This is a genomic window from Streptomyces sp. NPDC007983 (assembly GCF_042958345.1).
In the GTDB taxonomy this organism is placed as follows: Bacteria; Actinomycetota; Actinomycetes; order Streptomycetales; family Streptomycetaceae; genus Streptomyces.
Genome location: NZ_JBIBJI010000013.1, coordinates 37,118 through 55,981 on the forward strand (window position 1 = coordinate 37,118; position 18,864 = coordinate 55,981).

Genomic DNA, 18,864 nt, shown 5'->3' on the forward strand with positions numbered 1-18,864 from the left:
CATCTGAACGCCGCCCGGATGGGGCGGCGGCATGGCGGGCCGCCGCCCAAAGTGCCCCCGTTCGGCCCAGTGGCCCCGCCGACCGCCCGGAGACGGCGGTGGCCCGGCGACCGCTGGGTCGCCGGGCCACAGGTCGGGTGGGGTTACTTCACCGCGCCCGCCATCACGCCCTGCACGAACTGCCGCTGGAAGGCGAAGAAGACCGCCAGCGGGATGATCATCGAGACGAACGCACCCGGGCCCAGGATGTCGATGTTGTTCCCGAACTGCCGGACCTGCTGCTGCAGCGCCACCGTGATCGGCGGGTTGCCGCTGTCGGCGAAGATCAGGGCGACCAGCATGTCGTTCCAGACCCACAGGAACTGGAAGATCCCCAGCGAGGCGATCGCCGGGGCGCCCAGCGGCATGACGACCCGGAAGAACAGCCGCAGCTCGCCCGCGCCGTCCAGGCGGGCCGCCTCCAGCAGCTCCCTGGGGATCTCGGCGAAGAAGTTCCGCAGCAGGAAGATCGCGAAGGGCAGCCCGAAGGCGGTGTGGAAGAGCACGACTCCGGTCGTGGTCTGGAAGATGCCGATCTCCCCGAACAGCTTGGCGACCGGGATCAGGGCGACCTGGATCGGGACGACCAGCAGGCTGACGACGATCAGGAACCACCAGTCGCGGCCGGGGAAGTCCATCCAGGCGAAGGCGTAGCCGGCCAGCGCGCCGAAGATGACCACCAGGAGGGTCGCCGGGATGGTGATGGCGAGCGTGGTCCACAGCGAATCGGTGATCTGCTGGTTGCTGAGCAGCTTGTCGTACGCGTCGAAGGTCAGCTGCGACGGGTCGCTGAAGACCTTCCACCACCCCGAGATGTCCACCTGCGAGGGGTCGCGCAGGGAGGACAGCAGCAGCCCGGCCGTCGGCATCAGCCAGAAGAGCCCGATGAGGACGAGGGCGACCTGCACCACCCCGCCCCCGGCCCGTTCCGCGATCCGCGCGATCGGGGACCGCTTCGTCTGTACGACCGTGTCCGCGCTGGTCATCGGCGGCTCTCCCTTCGGATCCGACGGATGTTGACGAACATGACGGGCAGCACCAGCAACAGCAGCAGCACGGCGATCGCGCTGCCGAGGCCCTGGTTGACGTCGGTCCCGAAGGACGACTGGAAGAGCTGGAGCGCGAGGACGTTGGCGTCGTCCTGCGAGGGTCCCGGCGCGATGATGTAGACCAGGTCGAAGATCTTCATCACGTTGATCATCAGCGTGACGACGACGACCGAGAGCACCGGTGCCAGCAGCGGCACGGTGACCCGCCGGAAGACCTGCCACTCGTTGGCGCCGTCCATCCGCGCGGCCTCCATCAGCTCACGCGGTACGCCCGCCAGCCCCGCCGCGATGAGCACCATGGCGAAGCCCGCCCAGATCCAGACGTACGAACCGATGATGGCGGGGGTGACGAGGGACGGGCCGAGCCAGTCGATGCCGTTGTACGGCGCGGAGAAGTTCCAGGCGGGCAGCCGCAGTTGGGCGCCCTCGGCCTTGGCGGGGAGGGTGTACGTACCGTCCGCGGCCGACGTCGTCTTGGCGACGACCTTGCCGTCCTTGACCGCCTCGATCTTGAGGTCGGCCATCGCCTTCTCGCCCTTGTCGATGGCGCCTTCCTTGCCCAGACCGCCCTTGGTGAAGTCGAACCAGACGGTGCCGGTGACCTTCCCGGCCTCGGGCCGGGCGGCCTTGGCGTCCTGCGCGCCGCTGATGTCGTCGCGCTTGGCGGCGACCAGCGGAATCGAGGCGGGGGACCCGGCGCGGACGGTGTCCTGGGTGGTGAAGGAGCCGCCTGCGGACTCCGTCAGCCCGGCGGCCGGGCGTGGATGGGCGCCGGGGAAGGGCGGCGAGGCGCTGAACGAGTCATGCACGCCCACCCACATGGCGTTGGCCACGCCCTTGTCCGGATCCTGCTCGTACACCAGCCGGAAGATGATGCCCGCGGCCAGCATGGAGATCGCCATCGGCATGAAGACGATCAGCTTGAACGCGGTGGCCCAGCGCACCCGCTCGGTGAGCACGGCGAAGATCAGGCCGAGCGCGGTGGAGATGGTGGGGGCCAGGATCAGCCAGATGATGTTGTTCTTGATCGCCGTCTTGGTCGCGTCGTCGGAGAACATCTCCGTGTAGTTGTCCAGGCCGACGAAGCCGTTGCCGCTCGCGTCGAAGAAGCTGCGGTAGACGGAGTAGCCGATCGGATAGACGACGAGCGCTCCGAGCAGCACCAGCGCGGGCAGCAGGAACACCGCCGCCAGCCAGGGCCGGGTGCCCAGAACGCTCTTCCTCTTCTTGGCGACGTGCGGAGTGGCCGGTGGGGCGGACGATGCCCGGCCAGGTGTGGCCGCGCCGCCCGCTGTCGCGGTCGACATATGTGGATCTCCCGGTCGAGTCGTCAGTTCTTGTACGCCTTGGCGGCATCGGCTTCCAACTGGCGCTGGATTCCTTCGACGTTCCTCGGGTTCTTGAGGAAGTCCTGGAGCGCTTTCCACTCGCCCTGGGCGGGCTTTCCGCCGAAGGAGGCCGGGGCCTGGTCGGACATGTCGAACCGGAAGTCATTGCCCGCCGCGATGAGCGCCTTGGCGATGTCACGCATCGGGTCATTGGGATAGGCGCTGAATTTGACGTGTCTGTTCGCCGAGATGAACCCGCCGGACTGGGCCCAGATGGTCGCGGCGTCGGGCGAGGCCAGGAACGTCAGCAGTGCCTGCGCGGCCTTGCTGTTCTTCAGAGCCACGCCCACGTCGCCGCCGGTCACCACCGGTGGCTTGGCGCCCACCGCCGGGAACGGGAACACCTTGGCGTCCCCGCCGAGTTCCGCGCCCGCGTCCTGGACGTTGGCGGCGACGAAGTCGGCCTCGAAGACCATGCCCGCCTCGGGCTCGGCGGCGTTGCCGAACGCCTTGGTGACCGAATCCGGGAACGCGGTCTGCAGTGCGCCGCCGCGGCCGCCCGCGACCAGGCCCTTGGCGCCCCACAGCTGGGCGAGCGTTTCCAGGGCCTTCTTGACCGATGGATCGGTCCATTTGATTTTGTGCTGGGCGAGCTGGTCGTACTTCTCCGGCCCCGCCTGGGAGAGATAGACGTTCTCGAACCAGTCGGTCAGCGTCCAGCCGTCCTGGCCGCCGACCGCGACCGCGTCGGTGCCGGAATCCGAGATCAGCTGGGCCTGGGCCAGGAATTCGTTCCAGGTCTTCGGCACCTTCGCGCCCGCGTAGTCGAAGGCCGAGGTGTTGTACCAGAGCAGGGACTTGTTGCTGGCCTTGAAATACACCCCGTACTGCTTGCCGTCGTACGAGCCGAGTTCCTGCCAGCCCTTGGCGAAGTTCTTGTTCACCTCCGCCTTGGCGGCGGCGTCGAGCGGTTTCGCCCAGCCCTTCTGCGCGAATTCGCGCATGACCCCGACCTGGCCGACCATCGCCACGTCCGGCGGCGAGCCGCCCGCGACCTTCGAGCCGACGAAGCCCGCCATGTCGTCACCACTGGGCACGAAGGAGACCTTGGCGCCGGTGCGCTTCTCGAACTCCTTCAGCACCTTGGTGAAGTTCTCTTGCTCCGTCCCCGTCCAGACCGCGGTGACCTGGAGCTTCTGGCCCTTCAGCTGAGGCAGCTTCACGGTGACCGGCGGCGGGCCACCGCTGACCGTGTCCCCGTCGTCGCCGCCGCAGCCCGCGGCGGTGAGCATGAGCGCTCCCGCCGACGCCGCGGCCAGCGCGGCTCGTGCCGCTCGCTTCTTCCGCTTCCTGCGAAGCGATTTCTGCATCCCCGTTTCCCTCCGATGCCCGACCGCCGCGCGCGCGGTCGTGTCCCGTGCGACAGTCCTACGCCCGGTCACCCAACGTGGCAATACTGTTTTCGGCGTTCACTCACGGTCGTGACCGGGCCGTGATGAACGCCGAATCACAAAGGGGGAGCGGAACGGGCAGATCGGTGATCGCGGTGATCGGCGATCGGTTAAAACGTCAATTAATCGGAGGGGTTGAGGCGCAGAGGAGCTGAGCGGCGGGCGGGCCGTGATGCGGACCGCCCGCCCCGGTGGAGCCCGACGGTCAGATCAGCGCGGGCGCGGTCGGCGCGTCCGCCGACTGCGCGGCGCGCTGGAGCGCGCTGGCGAGCAGCGCCAGATCGGTCGGCCCGTTGCCCAGTTCGCGCAGCGGGCGGCGGGCCGGGGGATCGCCCATCCGCTCCCACTCCAGCGGTACGACCGTCGGCCGCTGGGTCGCGGTGCGCGGTATCCGCCCGGTGACCCGGCCCGCCTGGAACGGGGTCGTCGCGGCGTCCTCGGGGCGCAGCAGACGGCCGCGGCCGGGGGCGTGCTCCCCGCCGGGCTCACCGGACGCGTCGGACGCGTGGGTCTCCGCCTCCGGCCGCTCGGACGAGGCGGGGCCGAGCGGGCGGGGCTCCAGGACGATCCGCAGCCCGGCCCGCTCGACCGCCGCCGTATCCGCCGTACGGTCCGGGCGGCCGGACGCCGCCACCAGATGGACGCCGAGGTGGGCGCCGTCGCGGGCGATCGCCTCCAGCGCGCGGACGACCGAACCGGCCGCCGGGCGGCCCGGGCTGCCGAGGGCCGGGGCCACCAGCGCGTCGAAGTCGTCGACGAGGACGACGAGGCGGGGGAAGGGGCGCGGAGCTTCCGCGGTGCGCGCTCCGGGGTCGTGCTGCTCGCTCGGGTCGGGACGGTCGGGCTGGTCGTGGCGGCCGCGCTGGGGGCGCAGCCTCAGCGTCGTACTGGGCGGCGCGTCGACGTCACCGGGGGAGCGGGGCGCGATCACCCGCGGGGAAGCGCCGCCCGCCGCACTCGCGCCCGTACCCTCCCGGAGCCGGGTGTGCCAGGTGACGAAGTCCAGTCGGCCCAGCAGCTCGGCGCGGCGCTTCAGCTCCGAGCTGAGCGCCTGCGCGAACTCCCGCATCCGCACCGGGTCGGAGGCCGCCAGATACGTCGACACATGCGGCAGGTCGGTGCACATCCGCAGCCCCTCGCCGCGCTCCGCGCCGCCGCTTGCCCCCGCGCCGTCGAGGAGCACCAGCTCCAGCCGGTCGGGCCGTTCGGCGGCCGCGAGCGAGGCGGCCAGCGACCGCAGCAGCTCCGTCTTGCCGGTGCCCGCCCCGCCGTCGATCAGCAGATGCGGGCCGTCGGCGGCCAGATCGACGGTCACCGGCCCGCGCGGCCCGGCGCCCAGCACCGCGAGCGCCCGGCCGCCCGCCGGGACCTCGTCCGCGGCGGCCGCCCAACGGGCCATCAAGGAGGCGGGGGTGGCCCGGGCCAGCCCCAACTCGTCCAGCAGCCGGGCCGAGTCGGGCAGCGGAGCCGACACCTGCCGCCCCGGACCGCCCTCGTCACCGTGGCCGGAAGCGGCCGGGCGCAGGGGTGCGAGCGCCCGCGCGAACCGCTCGGCCCACGCCCCCGACACCGCGTCCACGGTGGCCGCCGTGGTGGCCCCGGCCACCCACATGGGGACGCCCGCTCCGCCGGTGGCGGCATCCCGGCGCACGATCTGCAGCCCGGTGGCCACATCACCGCTCAGCAGCGCCGCCACCTCGCACGACGCGAACGCCGGGGAGGCGGCGCACGCCGTCTCGTAACTCACCGACAGCGGTGAGGCGGGCGACGCGGCCGGGGCCTCGGCCAGACACAGCAGATGGATCCCGGCCCCCGGACCGCCGACCGCCAGCCGCCCGAGCGTCTCGCGCAGCGCGGGCGGGCCCGGATCGCCGTCCACGATCACCACCGTGTACGGCCCGGCCGGGCCCCCCGCGGCGTCGTCCAGCCGCCGCGTCAGCTCCGCCGTACGGGCCGTCACCTGCTCCGCGTCGTACGCCAGCAGCAACCGGCAGTCCTGCCCGCGCAACGGCTGGACCTGCGGCAGCCAGCCCAGCCAGGACCACTCGGCGGGCCGGTCCTCGGTGCTGAGCAGCACGATCTCCAGCGTGCCCGGCGGGTGCAGCGCCGCGAGCTGCGCCACGACGGACCGGGCGAGCCCGGCCAGCCGCCCGCGCGGCCCCGCCAGCCCCAGCGAACCCGCCTGCCGCAGATCGACGGTCACGGGCGCTGCGGGCAGCAGCCCGCCCGCGCCCGAGAGCCGGTCGGCGGAGCCGAGCCGCACGGTGAGCGCGTCCGGGTGGCCCGGCCCGCGCTCCCACAGCCGCGGCCCCGGCCCCAGCGCCGTCATCAGCACGGCGGCAGGGTCCGGCCACCGCCGGTGCAGCGCGGCGGCCTCCTCGGCGGCCCGCGCCGCCACGTCCTCGGCGCTCGCCGCCTCGTCCGCGCCGCGCTCTTCGGCGCCCCGGCCCCCGGTCAGCTGCCGCACCCAGGCCCCTATCCCACGCCGCCGGACCTGCGCCCCGGGCGCGTCGTACGCGTACGCCCCCGCCTCGCCGAGCCCCTGCGGCACGGTGGTCCCCCGCAACGGCGTCCCCCGCCCCCTGCCCCCGGGACGCCGGTCGCCTGCGCCGTGCGGCGCGCTGCCTTCTGCGGGGCCTGGGGCCCAGGGCTCCTGGTCGCCGCGCCCGGAGCCGCCGGCCGCGCCCAGGCGATCCGCGCCGCCCGGCCAGGGTTCCTGCGGTCCGCGCGGTGCACCGGAGCTTCGGCTGCTGCCGTACGGCGCGTTGCCGCCTGCGGCGGCGCTCCGCTGTCCGGGAAGCCCGCGTGCGTCGGCCGGGGGCCCGTCGGTTGCGGCGCGCGGCCCGGTGGCGGCCGGGTCGTCGTACGGCGCGCCGCCCGCCGGGCCTCCGGCCCGGGGGCCGGGGCTTGCGGGATGCCTGCCCTGGCCGGTTCGGCTGTCGCCCGCCCAGGGTTCCTGCGCGCCGTGCGGTCCGCCGGGGGCCCGGCTGGTGCCGGTCGGAGTGTCGTAGGCCGCGCCTCCGCCCGCGCCCGGTCGCTGGTCGGTTGCGGGGCTGTGCGGTCCGGGGTGGGTCTGGTCGTCGTACGGCGCGCCGCCGCCCGGGCCTCCGGCCCCAGGCCCCGGCCGTCCGGCGACGCCGGGGGGCCGGCTGCTGCCGGTGGGGGTCCCGTGGGGCGCGCCGCTGCCCCCGCCGGGCCGTCCGGCCGGGTCGCGGTCGTCGGACGGGCGTCGGTCGGCTGTGCCGTACGGCCCGGGGGCGGTCGGGTCGCCGTACGGCGCGCTGCCGCCTGCCGCGCCCCCGGTCCAGGGGGCGGGGCTCGCTGGGGGCCTGCCCCCGCTCGTGCGGGCGTCCCCGGGCCGGGGTTCCTGCGCGTCGTGCGCGGGGGCTGCGGACCGGCCGCCGTGGGTCCGGCCGCCGTAGGGGGCGTTGCCCGCCGCGCCCGGCTGTCCGGGGAGCCCGCTGCCCGTCGGGTCGCCATGCGCCGCGTTGCCGCCCGCGCCCGGCCGCCCGGCGGCGCCGCGTGCGTCGGCCGGGGGCCCGTTGGTCGCGCCGCGCGGTCCGGTGGCGGCCGGGTCGTCATACGGCGCGCCGCCGCCCGGTCCTCCGGGCCGGGGCCCCGGCTGTCCGGCGGCGCCGGGGACCCGGCTGCCGTACGGCGGATTGCCCGCCGCGCCCGGCTGTCCGGGGATCCCGCCCGGCTGTCCGGGGAACCCGCTGCCGGCCGGGTCGCCGTACGGCGCGCTGCCGCCCGCCGGGCCTTCGGCCCAGGGGGCCTGGGCGGCGGGGTGGCCCGGGGCTGCCGGACGCTCGGCATGCGGTCCCGTGTCCGCGGCCGGGGCGCCCGGCGACGTGCCCGTGCCGTGGGTGGTGGGGGCTCCGGGGTGGGGGGTGATGCCCTGGGGGCCCGCGGGGGTCGTGGCGTCCCACTGGCCGGCCGGGGCCCAGCCCCGGCCGGGGTGGCGGGGGGCCGGGGCGCCGGTCCAGGGGCCCTGGGCGTGGGCGACGCCGTCCGTGCGGGGGGCGACCCGCAGATGGCCCTCGCCGTCCGGGTGGACCGGGAGGCGGACCGGGGACGACGGCGCGGCGGCGGGGGCGCGCAGCCGCAGCGCGGACTCGCCGATCCGGAGCAGCGCGCCCGGCGGAAGCGGTACCGGGTCGCGGCCGACGGGGGCGCCGTCGGCGGCGGTGCCGTTCGTCGAGCCGAGGTCGGCGATGGTCACCCGGCCGTCCTCGGTGACCGTCACGGCGCAGTGCAGCCGGGAGACATCGGGGTCGTCCAGGGGGACGTCGGCGTCGGCGGAGCGGCCGATGCGGACCTGGCCGCCGTGCAGCAGGTGGACGCCGCCCGCGTCGGGTCCGGCGATCACGTCCAGGTGGACCGTGGCGTCGGACACGGCCGCCTCGGGCAGGCCGGGGTAGCCCGGGTAGCCGGGGTAGTGGTCGGGGTCGGCCGGGGCGTGGAGGGAGAGCACCGCGCCGTCCACCAGCGGCGGCTCGCCGAGCGCGCAGCGCTGTGGGTCGAGCCGCTCCGAGCCCGCGTAGACCACGACCGCGCCGGTGCCGCCCCCGGCGTCGTGCCCGGCCGCGGCGACGGCGGCGGCGAGGCCGCTCGTCACGGAGGCGAGGGCGGTGCCGACGGGAGCGGTCACGAGCACGTCCACCGCGCCCGCGAGGGCGTGCGGCGGCGGCGTGGGCGCAGGATGGCCGGAACGGCCCGGATGGGCGCTGCGCGGCCCGAGGACGGTCAGCCGAATCTGCATCGCCGTCAACGGTCCCTTCTGTCCGGGGGGCCGGGCGGGGGTGCCAACCCCGCCGTCTCGCCCCCAGGCGCTTCGGCACGTACAGGTCCGTACGGGGTCGTACGGGTCACGGAGCGTGAGCCCCCCGCCGCTCGGCGCTTCCGTGCTGCGTGCATCCTCGCACCTGCCGCTGACAGTTCGCCCGCCGCCTGGCGCCACATGATCTTGATTGGTCGGCTAGTCGGCCGAAACTGGCTGATTGCGACCGGATCCGCTGCGTGAGTGCCGCGTGAGCGCCGCGTGAGTGAGGACGGTTCCGCCGTGTTGGGGAGCGAGGAGTGGGCAACCGTCCCTCCGGATCACGCGTCTTTCCCCGGGGCCCGGTCGCGAGCCCGGTCGGGTCCCGCGGTCCGCTCGAGCCCGCTCGGACGGCGTTCAGCGGTGATCAGCGCTGATCGGTACGGCTCCTCGTCCGTCCCCATTACAGTGGGCGGACGAGCACGGCAGTCAGTACAAGCGATGCAGCAAGCGATGCAAGCGATATGACCACGACCAGGGAGCGCATGACGTGCGGCCGGTAGGCAGCAAGTACCTGCTCGAGGAGCCGCTCGGACGCGGAGCCACGGGCACCGTCTGGCGGGCCAGCCAGCGGGAGACGGCGGGCGCCGAGGCGGCCGTGGCCGGGCAGCCCGGCGAGACGGTCGCCATCAAGGTCCTCAAGGAGGAGCTGGCGAACGACGCGGACATCGTCATGCGCTTTCTCCGCGAGCGTTCCGTACTGCTCCGTCTCACCCACCCCAACATCGTCCGCACCCGCGATCTCGTCGTCGAGGGCGATCTGCTCGCCCTCGTCATGGACCTGATCGACGGTCCGGACCTCCACAACTATCTGCGCGCCAACGGCCCGTTCACCCCCGTCGCCGCGTCCCTCCTCACCGCGCAGATCGCCGACGCGCTCGCCGCCAGCCACGCCGACGGCATCGTGCACCGCGACCTCAAGCCCGCCAACGTGCTCCTCGCGGGCACCGGCGAGGGCGAGGAGATGCACCCGATGCTGACCGACTTCGGCATCGCGCGGCTCGCCGACTCGCCCGGGCTGACCCGGACCCAGGAGTTCGTCGGGACGCCCGCCTACGTGGCGCCGGAGTCCGCCGAGGGCCGTCCGCAGACGTCCGCGGTGGACATCTACGGCGCGGGCATCATGCTGTACGAGCTGGTCACCGGCCGTCCGCCGTTCGCGGGGAACACCGCGCTCGAGGTGCTGCACCGGCACCTGAGCGAGGAGCCGCGCCGCCCCACGACCGTGCCCGAGCCGCTGTGGACGGTCATAGAGCGCTGTCTGCGCAAGAACCCGGACGAGCGCCCCAGCGCCGAGAGCCTGGCCCGGGGCCTGCGCGTGGTCGCCGCCGGTATCGGCGTGCACGCCTCGGCAGCGCAGGCGGAGGCCGCCCTCGGCGTCGCCGCGCTGCTCGCGCCGGACCCGGCACCGGCTCCGGTCCCGGACGCCGCCCCCGCGGACGCGGGCGACGCGACCCAGGTGCTGCCGACGAACGCGCCGGGCAACCAGCCCGGCTACGACCCGGCCGCGGCCACCAACGTGCTCCCCACCACGGGCCCCAACGCCGACCCCACCCAGGCGATGCCCACGAACGGCCCCGGCGCCCCCGGGGCGGACCCCACCCGGGCCATGCCCCCCGTGCCGCCCGGCGGCGCCCCCGGCCAGGACGATCCGCACCCCTGGCAGAACCAGATGGCCGCGGCCCGCGACCGCAACGAGCAGACGCAGGTCCAGTACCTCGACCCGGGCGAGGACCCGCTGCGCCGCCGCCCCCAGCGCCGCCCCGGACCGCAGCAGCCGCCGCAGGGGTACCAGCAGCAGGGCTATCAGCAACAGCAGTACCAGCAGCAGCAACAACAGCCGTACCAGCAGCCGCAGCAGCCCCCGCAGCCGCAGCCGTCGCGCCGTCAGCAGCGCCGTCAGCAACAGCAGCAGCCGCAGCAGTACGCCCCGGCCCCGCACCACCCCCAGCAGCCGCAGCCGCAGCGTTACGCGCCGCCGCAGCAGCCGGAGCCGGAGCGCCGCGAGCCCCGGCAGCGCGGGTCCAACCCCAACCGGATGAAGATCCCCGGGCTCGGCTGCCTCAAGGGCTGCCTGTTCGTGATCCTGATCCTGGTCGTGGGTTCCTGGCTGATCTGGGAGCTGACCCCGCTCAAGGACTGGATCGCCGAGGGCAAGGGCTACTGGGACGCGGTCTCGTCCTGGGTCACCGACGTCAAGGACTGGATCTCCAGCCTCGGCGGCCCGAACTGACCCACGGCTGAATCCCCCGCGTACCAAAAGCACACCGGAACGCCCCCAACACCCCGACCGATGCGCCGAGTCAGGTGATTTGTCGACATCCAAGGGGTGTTTTCCGCTCAGAAGTGACAGTTGGCGCTGTCTGATGCCCCCAACGCGCCAGTAGCCGCGTAGCTTTGTCGCCAACGTGCCCCCCGGCGGAGGATTCGGAGCAGTCTTGTCACGGAAGATCGGCAGCCGGTACACCGCGCACCAGGTCCTGGGCCGCGGCAGCGCCGGCACGGTGTGGCTGGGCGAGGGTCCCGAGGGGCCGGTCGCCATCAAGCTCCTGCGCGAGGATCTCGCCTCCGACCAGGAGCTCGTGGGCCGTTTCGTACAGGAGCGCACCGCGCTGCTCAGCCTCGACCACCCACGGGTGGTCGGCGTGCGTGACCTCGTGGTGGACGGCAACGACCTGGCCCTCGTCATGGACCTGATCCGCGGTACGGATCTGCGCACCCGGCTCGACCGCGAGCGGCGGCTGTCCCCGGAGGCCGCGGTCGCGATCTCCGCGGACGTCGCCGACGGGCTGGCCGCGGCGCACGCCGCCGGGATCGTGCACCGGGACGTCAAACCGGAGAACGTCCTGCTGGACATGCAGGGGCCGCTCGGCCCCGGCCGCTCCCACCCCGCCCTGCTGACCGACTTCGGCATCGCGCGCCTGGTCGACGAACCGGGCCGGGCCCGCGGCGGCCGCCCGCCCCGCGGCCAGCAGTCGTCGCAGGGCCGCTCGCCCAACCCGCGCAGCGTCATCGGCACCCCCGACTACCTCGCGCCGGAGATCATCGAGGGGCTGCCGCCGCGCGCCAGCGTGGATGTGTACGCCCTGGCCACGGTGTTGTACGAGCTGCTGGCGGGCTTCACCCCGTTCGGCGGCGGCCACCCCGGCGCGATCCTGCGCCGCCATGTGACGGAGACCGTCGCCCCGCTGCCCGGTATCCCCGACGAGCTGTGGCAGCTGCTGCTCCAGTGCCTCGCCAAGGCGCCCGCCTCCCGGCTGCGCGCCTCCGAGCTGGCCGCGCGGCTGCGCGAGATCCTGCCCGGCCTGGCCGGATACCCGCCGCTGGACATCGACGAGCCGGACGAGTCCGACGAGCAATGGGAGGGCGAGGGTGCCCACCCGGAGGGCGGGCACCGGCCCGCCCCCGCCGGACCGGGCCAGGGCCAGGGCTACGACCAGGAGGCCGGGCAGGGATACGGCCAGGGGGCCGGACCGGGATACCGCCAGGGCGGGCCGCAGCAGCGGCGGCGCGGCGCGGTCCCGCTGGTCCCGGGCGCGGTGCCGGACAGCAGCCGCGATACGCACACCAGCATGCGCGTGCCCAGCGCGGACGAGCTGGCGGGCGGCGCGCACGGCACCGCGCGCGCCCCCCGCGTTCACGGTCAGCGCCGGGCGGGCTCCGCGCGCCATCCGGCGGTCTCGGGGGCGCTGCGCCGCCGTCGGCTCAAGGTCGCCGCGGCCACGGTGGCGGCGCTGGTCGTCCTGGGCATCGGCGGTTGGCTGGTCGCGGGCGGCGGGGACGGCGGCGATGCGCCCAAGGGCGGCGAGCACTCGTCCTCGCAGGACTCCGGGCAGGGTGCCGGACAGGGCGCCGGACAGGGTTCGGGGCAGGGTGCCGGACAGGGTTCGGGGCAGGAGCCCGGGCAGGATTCCGGTGCCCGCTGAGGGCCGCCGGTCCTCCCATGAGGGTCCGCTGTCCCGGCGAGGGACCGACGGGCCGGAGATCCTTCTATAGCGGTTAGGCTGGTGCACGTGGCAGTCGTCGATGTATCCGAAGAGCTGAAGTCCCTCTCCTCGACCATGGGGTCGATCGAGGCCGTCCTGGACCTCGACAAGATGCGGGCCGACATCGCCGTGCTCGAGGAGCAGGCGGCGGCCCCGTCCCTGTGGGACGACCCGGAGAGCGCGCAGAAGATCACCAGCAAGCTCTCCTACCTCCAGGGTCATCTGCGCCGGGCCGAGGAGCTGCGCGGCCGGATCGACGACCTCGAGGTGCTGTTCGAGCTGGCCTCCGACGAGGGCGACGAGGACGCGCGCGCCGAGGCCGAGGCCGAGCTGGAGGCCGTGCGCAAGGCCGTCGACGAGATGGAGGTGCGTACCCTCCTGTCCGGCGAGTACGACGCCCGTGAGGCGGTCGTCAACATCCGCGCCGAGGCGGGCGGCGTCGACGCCGCCGACTTCGCCGAGCAGCTGCAGCGGATGTATCTGCGCTGGGCCGAGCGGCACGGCTACAAGACGGAGATCTACGAGACCTCGTACGCGGAGGAGGCCGGCATCAAGTCGACCACCTTCGCCGTGCAGACGCCGTACGCCTACGGCACGCTCTCCGTCGAGCAGGGCACCCACCGCCTGGTGCGCATCTCGCCGTTCGACAACCAGGGCCGCCGTCAGACGTCCTTCGCGGGCGTCGAGGTGCTGCCGGTGGTCGAGCAGACCGACCACATCGAGATCGACGAGTCCGAGCTGCGGGTCGACGTCTACCGTTCGTCGGGCCCCGGCGGGCAGGGCGTCAACACCACCGACTCCGCGGTCCGGTTGACCCACATCCCGACTGGCATCGTGGTCTCCTGTCAGAACGAGCGCTCGCAGATCCAGAACCGGGCGACCGCGATGAACGTCCTCCAGGCGAAGCTGCTCGAGCGCCGCCGCCAGGAGGAGCAGGCCAAGATGGACGCGCTCAAGGGCGACGGCGGCAATTCCTGGGGCAACCAGATGCGTTCGTACGTCCTGCACCCGTACCAGATGGTCAAGGACCTGCGCACCGAGTTCGAGGTCGGCAACCCGCAGGCGGTGCTCGACGGCGAGCTGGACGGCTTCCTCGAGGCCGGAATCCGCTGGCGCAAGCAGCGCGAGCAGGAGAGCTGAGGACCCGCTCAGCGGCCCCCCGCGACGGTCTCCCCGATCCCCAAGTGGTCGCGCAAGGATCTTTTTTGGTCACAGTCCTGTACCCATGCGTCACGCAAGCACCTTCATAGCGGACATCTCGCTCCCAAAGACGCTTGACGGTGTCATGAAAACTGGGAAGGCTGACGCGCGGCATGCGTATGACTGGGGCGCGTGTGAACGGGGACCGGTGGATCGCCTGAGCAGGCAGAGCCCGGAACTTCTCCCCCTGACGGCCGTGGCCCCGTGCATAGCTGCTCTCCATTACGAGTACAGCTACTGGGGGTAGCAGGCAGATGACGAAGAAGACGCGGCTGCGTGTCGCGCGCATAGCGGCCGCCGCGGTGATCGCCGCCGGTGCGTCGCTGACCGCCGCCGGCGCCGCATCGGCCGTGGGGATCGACGTCGGGATCGGTGGCGTCGACGCCTCGGTCAAGGCGGACGAGAAGGGCCTCGACGTCGGTGTCGGCGTCCGCAACCCCGACGACCCGACCGACGAGCCGACCGAGATTCCCACCGGTGATCCGACGGACGACCCGACGGACATCCCGACGGACGAGCCGACCGACGAGCCGACGGATCAGCCCACCGACGAGCCGACCGACGAGCCGACGGATCAGCCGACGGACGAGCCGACCGACCAGCCCACCGACGAGCCGACGGACGGACCGACGGCCCAGCCGACCGGTGAGCCGACCGACGGGCCGTCCGGCCAGCCCAGCACCTCGCCCAGCCAGGGCGGCGGCGCCGGGGGCGACGACTCCACCTGCACCGTGGACCTCGACTCCACCAACTGCGACGACAACACGGACACCGACAGCGTCGGCTCCAAGCCGGTCGAGCAGGGCAAGGCCAAGGAGGAGCTGGCCGAGACCGGTGCCTCCTCCGAGACCACCTTCCTGCTGATCGGTGCCGCGACGATGATCGCGGGTGGCATCGGCTTCCGCGTCATGCCGCGTCTCGCGAACCGCAACAACAACGTGGCCTGATTCATACGCCACACGCACGACGAGGGGCCCGGAGCGCTGCAGAGCTCCGGGCCCCTCGGGCGTCGGGTGACCGGTACCTGCCGGTTACGCTGCGTTACGCCGCCGCCGCCATCTCATGAGCGAGCACGGCCACCGCGATCAGTGCCACCAGGAGCGCTATCAGCGCGGCCGGGGTCAGCCCGGCGAACGGGCCCTCCTGCTGCTGCAGGCGCTCCCTGCTGGCCCGGCAGACCGGGCAGCGGCCCTCGCTGACCGGGCTCGCGCAGTTGGCGCAGACGAGCCTGTCGTACGTCATGCGCTTTCTCCTCCCGCGCGGCGGTGCCGCAGTAGATATGGGGCCAACGCTCGGGGAAATGGGTTGGTTCCCCTTCCACTGTGCCAGCTTCCGCCCGGTTCGGCGCGCCCCGCACGATTCCGTACCGCATCCGTACCGGTTCTGTGGCCGTTTCGGACGGTCCGACGGCCAGTTTGTCAACCGTTTGCCCCCAATAGTGCCGTGAATAAACGCACCAAGCCGGATGGGCGCTGCGCGCCCGCGCGCGGTTCGCGTATGGTCACGCTCACCGACGGGAGCCGCTCCGGCTGCAGCCCGTACCGCTACCCAGGTCGACCGTGGTGCATCAGTGATCCGATTCGACAACGTATCCAAGACTTACCCCAAGCAGACCCGTCCCGCACTCCGGGATGTCTCGCTCGAGATCGAAAAGGGCGAGTTCGTCTTCCTGGTGGGCTCCTCCGGGTCGGGAAAGTCCACCTTTCTCCGGCTGCTGCTCCGCGAGGAGCGGGCGAGCCACGGCGCGGTCCATGTGCTGGGCAAGGATCTCGCGCGGCTGTCCAACTGGAAGGTGCCGCAGATGCGCCGCCAGCTGGGCACGGTGTTCCAGGACTTCCGGCTGCTCCCCAACAAGACGGTCGGGGAGAACGTCGCCTTCGCGCTGGAGGTGATCGGCAAGCCCCGCGGCGCGATCCGCAAGACCGTGCCCGAGGTGCTCGACCTGGTGGGCCTGGGCGGCAAGGACGACCGGATGCCCGGGGAGCTGTCCGGCGGTGAGCAGCAGCGCGTGGCCATCGCGCGCGCGTTCGTGAACCGTCCGATGCTGCTGATCGCGGACGAGCCGACGGGCAACCTGGACCCGCAGACCTCCGTCGGGATCATGAAGCTGCTGGACCGGATCAACCGGACCGGCACCACGGTCGTCATGGCCACGCACGACCAGCAGATCGTGGACCAGATGCGCAAGCGCGTGATCGAGCTTGAGAAGGGCCGTCTTGTCCGCGACCAGTCCCGCGGCGTCTACGGCTACCAGCACTGATCACGGCTACCAGCACCTGAAAGGACGCCATGCGCGCCCAGTTCGTCCTGTCGGAGATCGGCGTCGGTCTCCGCCGCAATCTCACGATGACCTTCGCGGTGATCGTCTCCGTGGCCCTCTCGCTCGCCCTGTTCGGCGGGTCCCTGCTGATGAGCGAGCAGGTGAGCACGATGAAGGGTTATTGGTACGACAAGGTCAACGTCTCGATCTTCCTCTGCAACAAGAACGACAAGGAGTCCTCGGCCAACTGCGCGAAAGGCGCGGCCACCGACGTCCAGAAAAAGGAGATCCGCTCCGAACTGAACCAGATGAACATCGTCGAGTCGGTTCAGTTCGAGACCAGTGAGCAGGCGTACAAGCACTACAAGGAGCAGTTCGGCGATTCACCGCTGGCCGATTCGCTGACTCCGGATCAGATGCAGGAGTCCTTCCGCATCAAGCTGAAGGACCCGACGCGGTACGACGTCATCTCCACCGCCTTCGCCGCCCGGCCCGGGGTGCAGGAGGTCCAGGACCAAAAGGCCCTGGTCGACGATCTGTTCAATTTGCTCAACGGCATGAAATACGCGGCGCTCGGCGTGATGACGCTGATGCTGGTGGTCGCGTTGATGCTGATCGTGAACACGGTGCGGGTGTCGGCGTTCAGCCGGCGCCGGGAGACCGGGATCATGCGGCTCGTCGGGGCGTCCAGCTTCTATATCCAGATGCCGTTCATCATGGAGGCCGCCATCGCGGGGCTGTTGGGGGCGGGCTTCTCCTGCGTGCTCCTCGTCAGCGGCCAGTACTTCCTGGTCGACAACTGGCTCGCGGGCAAGATCGACGTGATCAACTTCATCGGCTGGGACGCGGTGCTGGCCAAGTTGCCGCTGGTGCTGGCGATCGGGCTGCTCATGCCCGCCCTCGCGGCCTTCTTCGCGCTCCGCAAGTACCTCAAGGTGTGACATTCGCCCAGGGCGCCGTACCTCACAACCCGCCGTACGGCGCCCGGGCTTGCCCTACACTCACCGGCATGTCGGGCCCGTGTTTGTTCGTCCATCCCCGCCGCATTCGCCACGGGGCCGCCCTGACATTGGTCTTCGTGAGCGTGCTCGCCACCGGCGCCGCCACCGGCTCCTGGGGCGCGGAAGGTCCCGCCCGAGCCGCCGACCGGGGCTCGTCGGCCGCGCGGATACCGATCCGCCCGGTCGCCGCCGGCTCCGTCGAGAGCGACCAGGTCGAGGCGGCGGCTGCCGAGGCCGCGGAGGACGGGAAGTCAGGTTCACAGGCCGCCCGTGACGTGGTGAGCCGCAGCGGCGACCGTTGGGGCGCGGTCTACAGCGCCCGTGAGTACGAAGGATTCCGCCAGCACCTCGACGGCGCCTACGTCGGCGTCGGGGTCTCCGCGCGAGTGGGGACCGGCGGCCGGATCGAGGTCGATCACGTCCAGTCCGGCAGCCCCGCCGACCGGGCCGGGATCCGGTCCGGCGACCGGCTGCTGACCGTTGACGGCATGAAGGCCACCGGCCACCCCGTCACCGAGGTCGTCGCCCGGCTGCGCGGACACACCGGCCGCTCGGCGGGCACCCCCGTGGTGCTCGGCCTGGAGCGCGACGGCCACCGGTGGCGGCAGACCCTGCACCGGGCGCGGCTGGCCACCGAGCCGGTCACCGTCGACCGCGTCGGCGACAGCGGCCGGGGCGCCGTCCGCATCAAGGTCGAGTCCTTCACCAAGGGCTCCGGCGAGGAGGTGCGGCGCGCCGTGCGGGACGTACCTCCAGGCCATGGCATCCTCCTGGACCTGCGCGGCAACTCCGGCGGCCTGGTCACCGAGGCCGTCACCACCGCCTCCTCCTTCCTCGACGGCGGCCTGGTCGCCACGTACGACGTACGGGGCGAGCAGCGCGTCCTGGACGCCCGGCCCGGCGGCGACACCCACAGCCCGCTGGTCGTCCTCGTCGACGGCGGCACCATGAGCGCCGCCGAACTGCTCACCGGCGCCCTCCAGGACCGCGGCCGCGCCATCGTCGTCGGCTCCCGCACCTTCGGCAAGGGCTCGGTGCAGATGCCCAGCAAGCTCGCCGACGGCTCCGTCGCCGAGCTGACCGTCGGCCACTACCGCACCCCCGCCGGCCGCAACGTCGACGGCGAGGGCATCACCCCCGATCTCACCGTCCACGGCGACGACGGCCCGAGCGCCGAGGCACGCGCCCGTACGGTATTGAGTGGCCTCGGGGGCGGGTCCTAGTGCGAGAATGACCTCGCTATGGCTAAAGAGACGGGTCGCAAACTGATCGCGCAGAACAAGAAGGCGCGGCACGACTACCACATCCTCGACACGTACGAGTGCGGTCTGGTGCTGACCGGGACCGAGGTGAAGTCGCTCCGCCAGGGGCGCGCCTCGCTCGCCGACGGCTTCGCGCAGCTCGACAACGGCGAGGCGTGGCTGCACAACGTCCACATCCCCGAGTACAGCCAGGGGACGTGGACCAATCACTCGGCACGGCGCCGCCGCAAGCTGCTGCTGCACCGGGCCGAGATCGACAAGCTCCTCGCCAAGACCCAGGAGTCCGGCAACACCATCGTGCCGCTGTCCCTGTACTTCAAGGACGGCCGCGCCAAGGTCGAGGTCGCGCTCGCCAAGGGCAAGAAGGAATACGACAAGCGCCAGACCCTCCGCGAGAAGCAGGACCGCCGCGAGACCGACCGGGCGATCTCGGCGGTCCGCCGCCGCGAACGCGGCCGAGTCTGACCTC

Annotated in this window: 13 protein-coding genes; 8 read left to right on the forward strand and 5 right to left on the reverse strand. The window is 72.7% G+C overall.

Translation table 11 applies throughout. The annotated features are described in order from the left end of the window. Positions 1-143: 143 nt before the first annotated feature. From ACFZCY_RS31575 to ACFZCY_RS31590, 4 genes are all read right to left on the reverse strand, one after another. Positions 144-1,025 carry an ABC transporter permease subunit gene (locus ACFZCY_RS31575; RefSeq protein WP_391180876.1) on the reverse strand — a complete coding sequence of 294 codons (882 nt, stop codon included), beginning with the start codon at positions 1,023-1,025 and terminating at the stop codon, positions 144-146. After that, positions 1,022-2,395, reverse strand: coding sequence for an ABC transporter permease subunit (locus tag ACFZCY_RS31580; RefSeq protein ID WP_391180878.1), 1,374 nt, complete (start codon positions 2,393-2,395; stop codon positions 1,022-1,024). Before ACFZCY_RS31580 ends, ACFZCY_RS31575 begins: the two co-directional genes overlap by 4 nt. 23 nt (positions 2,396-2,418) lie before the next feature. Further along, entirely contained in the window at positions 2,419-3,786 is a 1,368-nt protein-coding gene (locus ACFZCY_RS31585) for an extracellular solute-binding protein (protein ID WP_391180880.1), read from the reverse strand. 286 nt (positions 3,787-4,072) lie between these two features. Further along, complete coding sequence (locus ACFZCY_RS31590; RefSeq protein ID WP_391180883.1) at positions 4,073-8,629, reverse strand: FHA domain-containing protein; 4,557 nt, start codon at positions 8,627-8,629, stop codon at positions 4,073-4,075. A gap of 547 nt (positions 8,630-9,176) precedes the next feature. Between ACFZCY_RS31590 and ACFZCY_RS31595 the strand changes: the two genes are divergently transcribed. The 4 genes from ACFZCY_RS31595 (at position 9,177) to ACFZCY_RS31610 (ending at position 14,819) form a co-directional block, all read left to right on the forward strand. After that, positions 9,177-10,919 carry a protein kinase gene (locus tag ACFZCY_RS31595; protein ID WP_391180885.1) on the forward strand — a complete coding sequence of 581 codons (1,743 nt, stop codon included), beginning with the start codon at positions 9,177-9,179 and terminating at the stop codon, positions 10,917-10,919. Between the two features lie 205 nt (positions 10,920-11,124). Further along, a complete protein-coding gene (locus ACFZCY_RS31600; RefSeq protein WP_391180888.1) occupies positions 11,125-12,612 on the forward strand; it encodes a protein kinase in 1,488 nt (495 codons plus the stop codon). Between the two features lie 87 nt (positions 12,613-12,699). Further along, positions 12,700-13,812, forward strand: a complete 1,113-nt coding sequence (gene prfB / locus ACFZCY_RS31605; protein WP_391180891.1) for a peptide chain release factor 2 — start codon at positions 12,700-12,702, stop codon at positions 13,810-13,812. A gap of 314 nt (positions 13,813-14,126) precedes the next feature. Continuing rightward, entirely contained in the window at positions 14,127-14,819 is a 693-nt protein-coding gene (locus ACFZCY_RS31610) for a PT domain-containing protein (RefSeq protein ID WP_391180894.1), read from the forward strand. Positions 14,820-14,913: 94 nt separating this feature from the next. Here the strand turns inward: ACFZCY_RS31610 and ACFZCY_RS31615 are convergent, their stop codons facing one another. Next, positions 14,914-15,114 carry a hypothetical protein gene (locus tag ACFZCY_RS31615; RefSeq protein ID WP_055555454.1) on the reverse strand — a complete coding sequence of 67 codons (201 nt, stop codon included), beginning with the start codon at positions 15,112-15,114 and terminating at the stop codon, positions 14,914-14,916. 328 nt (positions 15,115-15,442) lie between these two features. Between ACFZCY_RS31615 and ftsE the strand changes: the two genes are divergently transcribed. From ftsE to smpB, 4 genes are all read left to right on the forward strand, one after another. Further along, the gene (gene ftsE / locus ACFZCY_RS31620) at positions 15,443-16,132 is read left to right on the forward strand and encodes a cell division ATP-binding protein FtsE (RefSeq protein WP_009717451.1); all 690 of its coding nucleotides are present in this window, start codon (positions 15,443-15,445) and stop codon (positions 16,130-16,132) included. Between the two features lie 29 nt (positions 16,133-16,161). Then, complete coding sequence (gene ftsX, locus ACFZCY_RS31625; RefSeq protein WP_361489056.1) at positions 16,162-17,073, forward strand: permease-like cell division protein FtsX; 912 nt, start codon at positions 16,162-16,164, stop codon at positions 17,071-17,073. Positions 17,074-17,141: 68 nt separating this feature from the next. Further along, positions 17,142-18,356 (forward strand): S41 family peptidase, encoded by a 1,215-nt coding sequence (locus ACFZCY_RS31630; RefSeq protein WP_391180899.1) that lies wholly within the window; start codon positions 17,142-17,144, stop codon positions 18,354-18,356. Positions 18,357-18,374: 18 nt separating this feature from the next. After that, a complete protein-coding gene (gene smpB, locus ACFZCY_RS31635; RefSeq protein ID WP_391180903.1) occupies positions 18,375-18,860 on the forward strand; it encodes an SsrA-binding protein SmpB in 486 nt (161 codons plus the stop codon). Positions 18,861-18,864: the final 4 nt, after the last annotated feature.